Source organism: Tessaracoccus bendigoensis DSM 12906 (genome assembly GCF_900141915.1).
Taxonomy (GTDB): domain Bacteria; phylum Actinomycetota; class Actinomycetes; order Propionibacteriales; family Propionibacteriaceae; genus Arachnia; species Arachnia bendigoensis.
Map to the genome: position 1 here is coordinate 1 of NZ_FQZG01000023.1, position 12,537 is coordinate 12,537.

General features: G+C 67.5%; 14 protein-coding genes. 9 read left to right on the forward strand and 5 right to left on the reverse strand.

The annotated features are described in order from the left end of the window. Positions 1–966 precede the first annotated feature (966 nt). From BUC15_RS07560 to BUC15_RS07575, 4 genes are all read right to left on the reverse strand, one after another. On the reverse strand, positions 967–1,209 hold the full coding sequence (locus BUC15_RS07560; RefSeq protein ID WP_073186922.1) for a toxin: 243 nt from the start codon (positions 1,207–1,209) through the stop codon (positions 967–969). Next, positions 1,206–1,439 carry a ribbon-helix-helix domain-containing protein gene (locus BUC15_RS07565; protein WP_073186923.1) on the reverse strand — a complete coding sequence of 78 codons (234 nt, stop codon included), beginning with the start codon at positions 1,437–1,439 and terminating at the stop codon, positions 1,206–1,208. Before BUC15_RS07565 ends, BUC15_RS07560 begins: the two co-directional genes overlap by 4 nt. Positions 1,440–1,632: 193 nt before the next feature. Then, positions 1,633–2,673, reverse strand: coding sequence for a site-specific integrase (locus tag BUC15_RS07570; RefSeq protein ID WP_073186924.1), 1,041 nt, complete (start codon positions 2,671–2,673; stop codon positions 1,633–1,635). Further along, on the reverse strand, positions 2,666–2,998 hold the full coding sequence (locus BUC15_RS07575) for a hypothetical protein (RefSeq protein WP_073186925.1): 333 nt from the start codon (positions 2,996–2,998) through the stop codon (positions 2,666–2,668). Before BUC15_RS07575 ends, BUC15_RS07570 begins: the two co-directional genes overlap by 8 nt. A gap of 240 nt (positions 2,999–3,238) precedes the next feature. Between BUC15_RS07575 and BUC15_RS07580 the strand changes: the two genes are divergently transcribed. The 6 genes from BUC15_RS07580 (at position 3,239) to BUC15_RS07605 (ending at position 8,125) form a co-directional block, all read left to right on the forward strand. Beyond that, complete coding sequence (locus BUC15_RS07580; protein WP_217652155.1) at positions 3,239–4,417, forward strand: YVTN family beta-propeller repeat protein; 1,179 nt, start codon at positions 3,239–3,241, stop codon at positions 4,415–4,417. Positions 4,418–4,640: 223 nt separating this feature from the next. Beyond that, entirely contained in the window at positions 4,641–4,901 is a 261-nt protein-coding gene (locus BUC15_RS07585) for an SHOCT domain-containing protein (protein ID WP_068752802.1), read from the forward strand. Further along, a complete protein-coding gene (locus tag BUC15_RS07590) occupies positions 4,898–5,632 on the forward strand; it encodes a hypothetical protein (RefSeq protein ID WP_217652156.1) in 735 nt (244 codons plus the stop codon). Before BUC15_RS07585 ends, BUC15_RS07590 begins: the two co-directional genes overlap by 4 nt. 2 nt (positions 5,633–5,634) lie before the next feature. Next, a complete protein-coding gene (locus tag BUC15_RS07595; protein WP_245787919.1) occupies positions 5,635–6,354 on the forward strand; it encodes a response regulator transcription factor in 720 nt (239 codons plus the stop codon). After that, positions 6,351–7,484 (forward strand): HAMP domain-containing sensor histidine kinase, encoded by a 1,134-nt coding sequence (locus BUC15_RS07600; RefSeq protein ID WP_068752803.1) that lies wholly within the window; start codon positions 6,351–6,353, stop codon positions 7,482–7,484. The genes BUC15_RS07595 and BUC15_RS07600 overlap by 4 nt, the downstream gene beginning before the upstream one ends. A gap of 425 nt (positions 7,485–7,909) precedes the next feature. Continuing rightward, entirely contained in the window at positions 7,910–8,125 is a 216-nt protein-coding gene (locus tag BUC15_RS07605) for a hypothetical protein (RefSeq protein ID WP_068752804.1), read from the forward strand. A gap of 184 nt (positions 8,126–8,309) precedes the next feature. On the opposite strand, the gene BUC15_RS07610 is transcribed toward BUC15_RS07605, so the two are convergent. Beyond that, entirely contained in the window at positions 8,310–8,924 is a 615-nt protein-coding gene (locus BUC15_RS07610; protein ID WP_073186926.1) for a CueP family metal-binding protein, read from the reverse strand. 196 nt (positions 8,925–9,120) lie between these two features. On the opposite strand from BUC15_RS07610, the gene BUC15_RS07615 reads away from it, so the two are divergent. From BUC15_RS07615 to BUC15_RS07625, 3 genes are read left to right on the forward strand one after another with little or no spacing between them, the layout of a single operon-like run. Further along, positions 9,121–9,534, forward strand: coding sequence for an ArsR/SmtB family transcription factor (locus tag BUC15_RS07615; RefSeq protein WP_068752806.1), 414 nt, complete (start codon positions 9,121–9,123; stop codon positions 9,532–9,534). Then, on the forward strand, positions 9,531–11,531 hold the full coding sequence (locus BUC15_RS07620) for a heavy metal translocating P-type ATPase (RefSeq protein ID WP_073186927.1): 2,001 nt from the start codon (positions 9,531–9,533) through the stop codon (positions 11,529–11,531). Before BUC15_RS07615 ends, BUC15_RS07620 begins: the two co-directional genes overlap by 4 nt. Beyond that, the gene (locus tag BUC15_RS07625) at positions 11,528–12,448 is read left to right on the forward strand and encodes a cation diffusion facilitator family transporter (protein WP_073186928.1); all 921 of its coding nucleotides are present in this window, start codon (positions 11,528–11,530) and stop codon (positions 12,446–12,448) included. The genes BUC15_RS07620 and BUC15_RS07625 overlap by 4 nt, the downstream gene beginning before the upstream one ends. Positions 12,449–12,537 lie beyond the last annotated feature (89 nt).

A 12,537-nucleotide genomic window follows, 5' to 3' on the forward strand; every position in this document is an offset into this window, starting at 1 on the left:
CCAGATCATCAACGTGCCTGCACGACTGGCCCGTCCACAACGCCGACCCTGGCTCCACCTGCCCGAGCATTGGCCATGGGCACCCCAATGGCTACAACTCTGGCGAAGCGTGTTCCCCTCCACCACCGGGCCACCACTATCAGCCTGACCTGCCCATCCCGCCCCCGCCAGGCCAAACCCAAGGAACCAAACAAAGTGGAAAAGCTGGGCAAACCAGCAGATCCATCACGCCCAAAATCACAACAGCGTCAAAACACCGGGACCATGCCCTCCAGAAACCCGTCCGAAAGCCAATCCACGGATTCAGGCTGGAGAGACTCTCGGATCCCCGGCTGCAAACACCATGGAGTGCTCGCCGGACGCAGCAACCACCGATCCTGCTAATACGAAGCGCGCACCGGCCTGCGTAAGCGCAGGCCGTGACGGCCATGGAGCACGATAGCCGCAGTCATCAAAGCCGGGACGATTGCGAAGTAAACCCCATAGACCACAAGGTAGAAAACGAGTACTCCCCACCACCCTCGATCATCCCACAGCATGCTGATCGGAAGTAGAGTCATCGCCGCAGCCGTCACGCCCACGGCCAAGACGGTCGCCCATCCAGACGGCGGACGCCAAGCCAGCAACGTGACCCCGGCTACAGCTGCCAGAGCAGTGCAAGCCAGCGAAAGGCTGGACCACGCCAACGGCGTCTCGTTAGGGCCTCCGAGGAGTAAGTGGGCGAGGGTAGGGACCGTCAGCATGATTCCCGCTGCGGCCAAGAAGGCTACAGCAATTCGGGCGGGGAAGGGGGAAGGCTTCTTCATGCCTACAGCATGGACCATCCCCCCTCACCGAACAAGTAGAGCCCGGGAGTCCGTCCCCGCCAGCCGCACCGCGCCTCGTTCCAAGCGCCGGACTGGTTGAGCGTGCCTTCTTCACCCTTGGGAACGCGGCATGAGCGAGCGTGCTTCTGTGCCCAGCTAGTCATGGCAGTAGGTCCCAGTACTGCTTGCGGGCAGGCATGGCGTGGATGACCATCTCTTCCCCGCTCTCGAAAACCAGGACAACCGTCTCCAGCAACCGAGCCGCGGTATCGAACCCGAGCCGCAGTTCCCGGTGCGGCCACTCATCCTCGTCAAGGGGCTCAATCCACAACGACCAGTACGCGGCCTGCACCGCATCCTCCTGAGCGATGCCGTGCTTGAGTGCGCTCGGGTGAACCTTCACGCGGCGTAGCCGGCCAAGGCGCGACGGATCGCCTCCGAGCGCGACACGTGATCCCGCTCAGCTGCCGCGTCCAGCTCGGCGAGCTCCTCGGGCGTCAGGCGCACCGCGATCACCTGCGACGGCTCAGCGCCGCGACCCGGACGGCCGCGTCCTCGCCGCAACAGCTTCTCCGGGTCGTAGCCAGCCTCTGCTTCGTCGGCCCACTTCTGGATCTGCTCGTCACTGACCATGCACAAATCGTATAACGAAAAGGGAGCGCGGGGAAGCGTCCCCTGGAACTTTGCGCAACTCGGCAGTTCCCGACGTCCGCTCGTCGGCATGAGCGTGAAGTGCGGGGGAGTGCGCCAGCCGCGGGGCCTCCGGCGGAACCCGGGTGGACGTCTCGACGGTTCGAGCTCGACGTGATCAAGTCCGCCGACCTCTTCAGAGGGGGAGTTGGGTGGCTGCGTTTTCTTCCCAGGCGTCTTCGATGCGGGTGTAGATGCCGATGGAGGCGAGGTCCTTGTGGCGGGTCTGTCTGGCGATCTGCAGGGAGGTGGCGCCGCGTTTCGCGGCGTAGGTGACGAACCCTGCCCGCAGGGAGTGCGCCGAGAAGCCGGTGGCGTCGAGACCGGCGCGGGTGACAGCTTGGGTGACCAGGCGGGACAGTCCGTCGGGGGAGAGGCCACGGGCACTGACCCGGTTGCCTTTGGAGATGGACCGGAAGACCAGGCCTTCGGTGATGCCGGCGGCGGTGAGCCAGTTGCGGAGTGCGGTGACGGGGCAGTAGTCCTGGCGGGCGCCCCAGGGGAGGACCACGAGCTCAAGGTCGCCGGTCTGGTTGGTTTTGGAGTGGGTGAGCTCGATCACCAGGCCCCGTTCGTGGGGTTTGATCTGGTCGACCTCGAGGGCGGCGAGTTCGGAGGCGCGCAGCGCGGACACGAACCCGACCAGCAGGAGTACCCGGTCCCGGATTCCGCTGAGCGAGGGCTCATCGTCGCGGGTCTTCCATTTCGTCATCGCCGGGCAGGCATCAACGACGTCGAGAAGGAGCGGGGGCATGAGGGGGCGCGCTTGGTCCGGGGGAGCGCCGAGCTGGCGGCGGATCCCTTCCCAGACGGCGATCACGCGTGCGGTCTGGGTGGGGTCGGGATGGTTACGGACCTTGTGGGCGAACCGGATCGTCGACAGACGCCGGCTGATCGTGCCGACCTTCGCGCCGGCGGTGGCCAGCGCCGAGATGTAGCGGGAGATCGCGAGGTCGGTGGCGGGCAGCGCGATGTGGTGGTTGTCGCGGCACCAGGTGACGAACTCGGTCCAGTCGGAGCGGTACCCGCGCAGCGTCGACGAGGCCCGCGACGCCGAGGCGAACGCGGCCTCGGCCGCATCCAACGACAGGTCCTCCGGCAGCAGCACCCCCGCCTGATGATCAACGGCGACCAGACCAGCCGCACTGTCCAGGGACCCTGGGTGCCCCTCAGGCATTCGACTCGTCAGGTAGCTCGAGTTGCTCGGCGAGCCAGGCGCGGGCGGCGGCCTCGGCGGCCGGTTTGGCGGCTGTCAGGGTGGGCTGGACGCCGCGGGCAATGCGGGTCACCAGATCGGTGCTGCCGGTGCGGTAGATGGTGAGCGTCCAGGTCCAGCGGCCGGCGGTGCCGCGCTGGGCCATCAGCTGCAGATCGTGACGCTCAGAGATCGGCAGGTTCACACCCCACGCCGACTTCGCCCCGGAGCGGTCGTGGCCCCACTCGTACGGGGGCAGCGGCACGTCATCGCGGGTGACGAGTTGGTGTCGGCGTCGGGTGGCCATGCCTGGATCCTACCGGTTATTACATCGGATTCTCTGGATAATCCGATGTAATACGCGGGTGGATCTACGTGCGTCAGAGGTAGAGCGGCTTGCCGCCGCCCAGCGAGAACCAATGCCTCGCGGGACTTCCCCGGGTAGGCGATGTGTCCTTGACGGAACCTTGACCGGATGAGCATCGAAGGCAGACGAACGAGGCGTCATAGTGGTCCTACATTTCTACATGTTATTAGGAGAAATCACGTGCTCGTTTCCCACGGCGGTCTGCGCCGCCCCTTGTTCCTCACCGTCTTTGTGATGGCCGCCTTGACGCTGACTGCCTGTGGGCAGGATGCACCGGCTGCCGGTTCGGCTGCGCCGTTGAGCAGTGCCGCCGCTACGCAGAGCGACGAGGGCGCTGCCGGTGAGGGAGGCACCGGACCTCAGGAGCCGATGGCGATCCGGGGCACGGTGTGGGTTGCCAACGAGGACGGTGATTCCTTGTCGGCCATCGACGCGGACACCGGTGTCGTGGTGACCACGGTGAGCGGGATCGAGAGTCCTCACAATGTTCAGGTGAGCCCTGATGGTGGCACGGTCTGGGCTGTCAGTGGTCACGCCAACGCTGTGGTGGCGCTGGATGCCGCGACGTATGAGCTGTTGGGGACCGCTCCGACCGGTGTGAGCCCTGCGCATGTGGTCGTTAGTCCTGATGGTGAGCAGGTCCTTGTCACCAACTCGGGGGATGACACGCTGAGCGTCTACGACGCCGAGTCGCTGGAGCTCCGGGCCACCGTTGACCTCAGTGCCGGGCCGCACGGCCTGCGTCCCACCCCGGACGGTGCGGCGGTGGTCGTGGCCAACACCACAGCGGGCACTGTCGACGTGGTCGACACTGACACCTATGAAGTCACCGCGACGATCCCGGTCGGGGACTCCCCTCCGCAGGTCGCTGTCGCACCGGACGGGCGGTACGCCTACGTGAGCCTGGTCGGGTCCAGTTCTGTGGTGAAGGTCGACCTGGTGGAGCAGAAGGTCACGGGATCGGTGTCGGTTCCGTCGCCGCCGGTCCAGCTGTACCTGACCGCGGACGGGACCCGCTTGCTGTCGGCCGACCAGGGAACCGAGGGCGCCCCTGGCAGTACCGTGTCCGTGATCGACTCGGCCTCCATGACCATCGAGGACACCATCGCCGCGGGGGCTGGCCCGCACGGGGTGGTTGTCGAACCGACCGGGCAGCGGGCCTGGGTGACCAACCTCTATGACGACACGGTCTCCGTGATCGACCTGTCGACCAACCAGACCGTCTCGACTGTGTCTGTGGGCGACAAGCCAAACGGCATCAGCTACAGCCCTCAATCGCCTACGCCCGGGCCCGCCACTACCAGCGTCACCGTCCCCGACTACGCCACCGGAGCCGAGGGCGGCCACGCGGAGCACTGACCCGGCTGGGCGACCCTCCATCCTGATCGACGGGGCGGTCCTCGAAATGGCAGCCGCTTCTCGGCCCGCAGTTCCACATCCGACATTGGGGGTGACGGAACCGATGCATGGATGGATGTAGAGGGAATCTTTACTCCGCAGGCGCGAGGATCCTTACACGTGACGGTCAAGCTTGTTGCATCGGGTGGTCACGGGACCACCCACTCGGTCCAGGAGGATAGACATGATGGGTTACGGCGGTTTTGGCGGTATGGGGTGGGGCGGCATGGTCGGTATGGTGCTGCTGTGGGCGGTGCTGATCGGTCTGGTGGTGTGGGCGGTGACCAGGCTCTTGCCAACGCGCCCCTACGGTGGCGGCATGCAGCCCGGGCCGGAGACGCCGGAGGAGATCCTGGATCGTCGGTTCGCCCGCGGCGAGATTGACGTCGAGACGTATCAGGTGCAGCGGGCTGCGCTGGCCTCGGCCCGGGGTGAACGCCGATGACTGGGCGGGGCCTGACTCAGGCCGGCCCACGCTGGCTGGCGTGGCTGGTGTTGGTGGTCGCGAGCGTGCTGTTCGTAGGCTCGGTGGTCTTGGCCGCTTGGGGAGGTGCTCGCCCTTACCCTGGCGCTGCCGGTGTCGCGCCGAACTGGGACGGGCATGGTCCGATGATGGGAGCCAACGGTCGCGGGTGGGTCGGACCGTCGGGCGGAATGATGGGCGCCGGGGGCGGCTCCATGATGAGCGGCTCCATGATGGGCGGCGGGGTGTGGCTGGCCGGCGACGGCGTCCGGGTCGACACCATCACCCAGGCAAGGGCTCGCGCGACGCAGGCTGCGGCGGTCAGTGGGCTCATACCGGGCGAGGTGATGCAGTTCACCAACAACTTCTACGTCGAGTTGAGGGACGCCTCCGGTGAGGCCACCACCGAGGTGCTCGTGGACCCGGCAACCGGCGCGGTGTCCACCGAGTACGGGCCGGCCATGATGTGGAACACCGGCAGCCGGACCGCGGCCATGTCCGCTGATGAGGCCGACACGATCGCCAACCGATGGCTGCAGGCAAATGCCGCCGGTGAGACGGCGGCAGGGACGGCCATGGAGTATCCGGGGTACTACACCCTCGACACCGCCTCGGGCGGTACAACAGTGGGCATGCTGTCGGTCAACGCCACCACCGGGGCGGTCTGGTACCACACGTGGCACGGCGAGTTCGTCGCTGAGGAGGACGCTTGAGCGTGGGTTCTGACAAGCAGCCGAGCGTCCTGGTGGTCGACGACGAACCCAGCCTGGTCAGGGTGGTGGAGGGCTACCTGACCACGGATGGGTTCACCGTGCGCACCGCCGGCGACGGCGAGACGGCGCTCGCACTCGCGCGGGAATCAGAGCCTGACGTGGTTGTGCTCGACCTGGGGCTGCCCGGCATGGACGGCGTCGAGGTGTGCCGGCAGCTGCGGACGTTCAGCAGCTGCTACGTCCTGATGTTGACCGCGCGCGCCGACGAGGTGGACATGCTCATCGGGCTCGCGGTGGGAGCCGACGACTACGTCACCAAACCCTTCTCCGCCCGAGCACTGGTCGCGCGGGTCAGGACGCTGCTACGGCGACCGCGGACCCCAGCCGGCGCCACAGCACAGGAAGCCCCGGAGGCACGCGTCTTCGGGGACCTGACGGTGGACGTTCCGGCGCGCGAAGTGCGGGTTGCCGGCTCACTGGTGGCGTTGACGCGCACCGAGTACGACCTGCTGGAGGCGTTGAGCGGGAGTCCCCGCATCGTGTTCACCCGCCAACAGTTGCTCGACCGCGTCTGGAAGGACACGACGGGCTCGGCCGCGAGCGACGAGCACCTTGTCGACATCCACGTCGGCCACCTGCGTCGCAAGCTCGGTGACGACCCCCGCGACGCCCGCTACGTGCTCACCGTCCGTGGGGTCGGCTATCGGATGGGCCCGGGATGACCGCCCACCGAAAGGAGCCGCGACTGGCACGACTCGCCCTGGCCCCCCGACTCCTCCTCAACAACGTGCTCGTCATCCTGGCCGGCGCCGGCACAGTGCTCGTAGTGGTGCTCCTGGTCACCCCGTCGGTGTTCCAGCTCCACCTGGACAGGGCGGGCGTCGCGACCGACTCAGACGCCCTCCAACACATTCTCATGGCGGTTCAGGACGCCGTCCTCGTGGCCGTGGGGATCGGCATCGCTGCCGCGGCGTTCACGGCCGCAACAATCAGCTGGGTGGTGGCCCGCCGGCTCGCCGCTCCTGTGTGGGACGCGGCTGACACCAGCCGTCGACTGGCGGACGGAGACCTGGACGCCCGCGTGCTCGATCCCGGCATGGGCCCCGAGTTCGCCACCCTGGCCGCGTCGGTTAACGAGCTGGCCGAGCGACTCCAGGCCACCGAGGACACCCGCCGCGCACTCACCGCCGACCTGGCCCACCAGCTCCGCACGCCCATCGCCTCCATCGAAGCCACCATCGAGGCCGTCCGCGACGACGTGCTGCCCGCCGACCACCAAACCTGGGACACCCTCGCCGCCCAGAGCACCCGGCTCCGCCGCCTCGTCGCCGACCTCGAGGTCGTCTCCCGCGCCGAGGAACGTCAACTGCTCCTCAGCGCCGAACCCGTTCCTGTCCCCAGCTTGATCGACGCGGCCGTTGGGGCGCATTCGGAGTGCTACCGGTCCGCCGGCGTCCGGCTTGACGCCTCCGTCGCTGACAGCACTCCTCGCGTGCTGGTCGACCCCGAACGAATCCAGGAAGTCCTCGGCAGCCTGCTCGACAACGCGCTCCGCTGCACCCCGGCCGGCGGCACCGTCACCATGGCCGGTCGGCCCAGCCCGTCCGGGGACGCGGCGGTCATCACAGTGACCGACACCGGCATCGGCCTCACCCCGGCCGAAGCGGGGCAGATCTTTCGCCGCTTCGCGAAGGCTGCGGACAGCCCTGGCTCCGGCCTTGGGCTGACCATCGCCCGCGCCATCGTCGAGGCCCACCACGGGACCCTCACCGCGGACAGTGCCGGCCCCGGCACCGGCGCCCGATTCACGATCACCCTCCCTGCCAGCGGTTCCCGGCGAACCCGCCACTGAAGGCAGGCGGAACTAGCAACACCAACTCCCTGAGCCTTGATCCACCCGTGGAGTGGCTCAGCATGGTGGAGGGACAGGAGGCGCCTGCTTCTGGCTTGGGATACAGGTGGCTACGACCAGAAAGCTCAGGCCAGGCCCGTCCGGGAGTTGGCCCTGGCGAAGAGTAGGCTCACCCGAGTCCACGCACCTACCCCGCACGCGGCGAGCACTTCCTCACCCAGATGCAACAAGACACCGACGAGCGTTGAGCCAAGCACCAGGATGTCGCCGCCGATCGCCTGCCCAAGCCCCACTCTGAATCGTGGGACCCAGGCCCTCAGACTTCTTGATCAAAAGCGGAGGGGATAGTTGAACGGATCTATACATTGTCGCGGGACAGTGGTCTTATCGGCCGGATCGACCGGCACCGACATGAAGGAGACCACATGATCACCACGCGCAAGATCGCTGCCCTCGTTACCGCCGCCGCGGCGGTGGTCGCGATGACCGCCGCCACCGCCGGAGCGGCCGAGCCCACCACCGGACGCGAGTTCGCCAGCCACGTCCGCATGATGGCCCAGTCAGACATGGGCTTCGACGGCACGCGCAACCCCGGCATGCATCAGGGATTCTCCGGCATGGAGGCTCACCACTCCTCCTGACCAGATCGGTCGGCTCGTCACGCGATCCCCGCCAGGCACCCAGCCCGGGCGGGGATCCCGCTGACTCGAGGCCCGCAACGCCGCATCAGGACGCGACGAGCGATGAAACCAACCCTCACTGTCACCACCTCACCAACGGTCAGGGATGGCCCCAGGCGCGTCCACGGCGGGCTCACCCCCAGGACTATAGAAGCTGCAAGGTGGTCAGGCAGGTGGGGCCCTCAGCGTCGGAGGAGAAGCGGCTCTCGGCGCGCTTCCCGTCCTTGGTGACGACGACGACGCCCGCGAGGTCCTTGGGGATCCAGAAACCGACGAAGCCGTTGGCGTAGGTGGTCGCGTCCTCGTCGACGAGCACCTCACCTGAATCGGTGGTGATCGTCACCTTCACGTCCGCCTCAGCCAATTCCCCTCGGCAGGTGCCGAGGTTGTGGAAGTAGCACTCATGAGTGGTGGTCTCGTACGGCGCGATCGACAGGTAGAACTCATCACCGTCGAGGGGCATCGAGGCCTCGATGGTGCCGTCGCTGAGCAGTACCTCGTCGTAGCGCACCGACGCGGCCAGCGGCAGCGGGCGCTGAGCGTCGAGCCGGTCGAGCGCCTCCACGACCTCGGAGCCGCTCTTCCCCACCAACCCGTGCGCCGCAAGCAACGCCCCCGCGTCCCCCGCCGCGACGCTCGGCGCCGCCGTCGACACGGAATCTCGCGGGGTCTCGGCAACCTCCGGGGTTGAGCAAGCCGACAGCGCCAAGACGGCGGCGAGCGGCACAGCGATACGAATGGTCAGATGATGGCGGCGCATGGGTCTCCAGGAGCTATGTGTCTTCAAGGAAGTCGTGGTGTCCGCGATGTACCGCGGCACCGTTTCGGACATGTCGTCCAACCAGAATGCCGCAATCGCTGAGTGCGCTAGTCACACGCTTAGTCAAGATTAGATCAAGAAGATCCCGAGGTGGCGGGGCGAAAGTGACACGATCCTCGTCTGTTAGCATCGTCACATGACGATAACAAAGACGATCAAGGATGTGTCTGAAGTCGGGGATCTGTCGGTGGCGGCTGCCTTCTTCCACGGCTTGTCCGATCCTTCGCGGCTGGCGATTCTTCAACACCTGACGTTGGGCGAGCATCGGGTGCGGGATCTGACTGCACATCTCGGGTTGGCGCAGTCGACGGTGAGCGCCCACCTGGCGTGTCTGCGAGAGTGCGGCCTCGTGTCGTCGCGGCCGGAGGGACGCGCGTCGGTGTTCTCGCTGGTGGCGGCCCAGGAACTGCTGGCCATGTTGTCGGCCGCGGAGCGCCTGCTTGAGTCGAGCGGGCAGGCTGTGGCGCTGTGTCCGAACTATGGGGTCGGCACCACCACGAACCCCTCCCCCGATCTGTTGAAGGCCCACGGGGCGGAGGCCCAGCGATGAACAGGCCAGCGATCAGCGGACGCGAACACGGGAACACCGCAAACAGCGAGAGCGCCTGCGGGTGCGAGGCACCCGCAGGCGCCAGCAGTGATGATGACGACGCGGTGGAGCATCTGTGGCAGGTCCGCGACATCCAGTTCGGGCTGGCCTCTGGGGTGCTGCTGCTGGCCGGCTTCGTCTCCGGACTGCTGGGCTGGGAGGTTGCCGAGCTGGTGTTGAGCGTCGCGGCGCTTCTGGTGGGGGCGTCGACGTTCGTGCCCGGAGCGTTGAAGAGGCTGGCGCGCGGCAAGGTCGGGGTCGGGCTCCTGATGACCATCGGCGCAGTCGGCGCAACTGCTCTGGGGCAGATCGAGGAGGCGGCGATGCTGGCCTTCCTGTTCTCCCTGGCCGAAGGTTTGGAGGACTACTCGCTGGCCAAGACCAGACGCGGGTTGTGGGCGCTGCTGGGTCTGGTTCCGCGTGAGGCGACGATCAGGCGCAACGGTCGGGATGTGGTGCTGAGCCCCGACGATCTGGTGGTCGGGGATCTGATGATCGTGAAGCCGGGCGAGCGGGTGGCCACCGACGGTGACATCCGGGCCGGCAGGACGGCGGTGGACACCTCCGCCATCACCGGCGAATCGATGCCCGTCGAGGTGGGCCCAGGGGACCCCGTGTTCGCCGGTTCCGTCAACGGCTCCGGCGTCCTCGAGGTCGAGGTCACGGCCGCGGCCAGGGACAACTCTCTTGCCCGGATCGTGCACATCGTGGAGGCCGAGCAGTCCCGGAAGGGCGACACGCAGCGGCTGGCCGACCGGATCGCCACGCCCCTGGTGCCGGGCATCCTGATCGCCGCCACCCTGACCGTCATGGCGGGCTTCCTGCTCGGGGAACCGGCGGTGTGGCTGCAGCGGGCCCTGGTGATGGTGGTGGCCGCCTCCCCGTGTGCGCTGGCGATCTCCGTTCCCGTGACCGCGGTGGCGTCCATCGGCGCGGCCAGCCGTCGCGGGATCCTGATCAAGGGGGGCGCCGCACTGGAGAGCCTCGGCAAGGTCCGCACCATCGCCCTGGACAAGACCGGCACCCTGACCCGCAACCAGCCGGCCGTCGCCGACGTCGCACCCGCCGACGGCTACTGCCCAGCCGAAGTACTCGGCCTGGCCGCCGCGCTCGAGGCGCGAAGCGAACACCCGCTCGCCCGCGCAATCCTGGCAGCCGCCGACGACGTGCGCGCAGCCGATGAGGTGACCGCCGAGGTCGGATCCGGGCTCACCGGCCGCATGGACGGGCGCAGCCTCCGGCTGGGACGCCCCGGTTGGATCGACCCCGGCCCACTGACCGCGCACGTGACCCGCATGCAGGACGCCGGCGCCACCGCAGTCATCGTGGAAGTCGACGGCATCCCCGTAGGAGCGATCGCCGTCCGCGACGAACTACGCCCAGAAGCCCCCGAAGTCATCGCGCAACTCCGCGCGGACGGCTACACCATCGTCATGCTCACCGGCGACAACGGCGCAACCGCGCGCGCCATCGCACGGGAGGCCGGGATCAGCGAGGTGTACGCCGACCTGCGCCCCGAGGACAAGTCCGCGATCATCGAGCGGCTCCGCCGGGAAGGCCACTCGACAGCGATGGTCGGCGACGGCGTCAACGACGCCCCCGCGCTCGCCACCGCCGACGTCGGCATCGCGATGGGGGCGATGGGCAGTGACGTGGCCATCGAGACCGCCGACGTGGCGCTGATGGGCGACGACCTACGGCTGCTCCCCCACGCGCTGGACCACGCCCGACGTACCCGTCGCATCATGCTCCAGAACGTGATCCTCTCGATCGCACTCATCACGATCCTCATCCCAGTCGGGCTCTTCGGAGTACTCGGGTTGGCAGCCGTCGTCCTCGTCCACGAAGTCGCGGAGGTATTCGTGATCGGCAACGGCATCCGGGCAGGACGCAGCACCGCCCTGTCCCCGATCACCGCACCTATCCGTCGGTCAGAACCCGCGATGGTCCCAGCATGAGCGACACCCACGACCACACCCACGCGAATCCGGGGACCAACCGGACCAGGCTGGCGATCGCGTTCGGGATCACCGCCACCATCCTGATCGCCGAGGTCATCGGCGCATGGTGGACCAACAGCCTCGCCCTCCTCGTCGACGCCGGGCATATGCTCACTGACGCCTCCGGCCTGCTGATGGCACTGATCGCCGCCTCCCTGGCCCTGCGGCCGCCCACACCGGAGCGGACCTGGGGTTACCGTCGCGCGGAGGTGCTTGCTGCCGGCGCCCAGTCCGCGATCCTCCTCGCCGTCGGGATCTACGCTTTCATCGAAGGGGTCCGTCGGCTCTTCGACCCGGCAGAGGTCACCGCCGGCGGGCTGCTGGTGTTCGGGATCGTCGGACTCGTCGGCAACATCGTCGCCATGCTTGTCCTGGGCGCGGGCCGCGCCGCGAATCTCAACATGCGTGCCGCGTTCCTCGAAGTGGTCAACGACGCCCTCGGATCCGTGGCGGTCATTATCAGCGCGATCGTCATCTCGCTCACCGGATGGACCCGGATCGACGCCATCGCCGGGATGCTGATCGCCGCCCTGATCGTCCCCCGCGCGATCACGATCCTCAAGGAAGCCGGGGGGATCCTGCTCGAATCCACCCCCAGAGGCCTGAAGCTCGACGACGTCCGCCGGCACATCCTTCAGGTCCCGCACGTGATCGGGGTGCACGACCTGCACGCCTCCACCATCGCCACCGGGCTACCGGTCCTCACCGCCCATGTCGTCGTCGACGAATCCTGCTTCACGCAGGGGCACGTCTCCCAGAAGCTTCGGGACCTCCAAACCTGCGTCGCCGAACACTTCGGCGTCAGCGTCGAACACTCCACCTTCCAGATCGAAGCCCCCTCCCATAGCGCACTGGAACGCCACTCACACCACTGAAACAACGCTCATGGGAATCCGGTTGGCCCCGACGAAGGCTGGCAGTCGACGCCGTGAACACGGCGGAAGGACGTAGGATCGGGCATCGC

Coding starts and splice junctions, on each gene's coding strand:
- BUC15_RS07590 (WP_217652156.1), top strand. CDS start 4,898: ATGACTGGGCGGGGCCTGACTCAGGCCGGCCCACGCTGGCTGGCGTGG.
- BUC15_RS07585 (WP_068752802.1), top strand. CDS start 4,641: ATGATGGGTTACGGCGGTTTTGGCGGTATGGGGTGGGGCGGCATGGTC.
- BUC15_RS07605 (WP_068752804.1), top strand. CDS start 7,910: ATGATCACCACGCGCAAGATCGCTGCCCTCGTTACCGCCGCCGCGGCG.
- BUC15_RS07620 (WP_073186927.1), top strand. CDS start 9,531: ATGAACAGGCCAGCGATCAGCGGACGCGAACACGGGAACACCGCAAAC.
- BUC15_RS07625 (WP_073186928.1), top strand. CDS start 11,528: ATGAGCGACACCCACGACCACACCCACGCGAATCCGGGGACCAACCGG.
- BUC15_RS07600 (WP_068752803.1), top strand. CDS start 6,351: ATGACCGCCCACCGAAAGGAGCCGCGACTGGCACGACTCGCCCTGGCC.
- BUC15_RS07570 (WP_073186924.1), bottom strand. CDS start 2,673: ATGCCTGAGGGGCACCCAGGGTCCCTGGACAGTGCGGCTGGTCTGGTC.
- BUC15_RS07575 (WP_073186925.1), bottom strand. CDS start 2,998: ATGGCCACCCGACGCCGACACCAACTCGTCACCCGCGATGACGTGCCG.
- BUC15_RS07610 (WP_073186926.1), bottom strand. CDS start 8,924: ATGCGCCGCCATCATCTGACCATTCGTATCGCTGTGCCGCTCGCCGCC.
- BUC15_RS07615 (WP_068752806.1), top strand. CDS start 9,121: ATGACGATAACAAAGACGATCAAGGATGTGTCTGAAGTCGGGGATCTG.
- BUC15_RS07565 (WP_073186923.1), bottom strand. CDS start 1,439: ATGGTCAGTGACGAGCAGATCCAGAAGTGGGCCGACGAAGCAGAGGCT.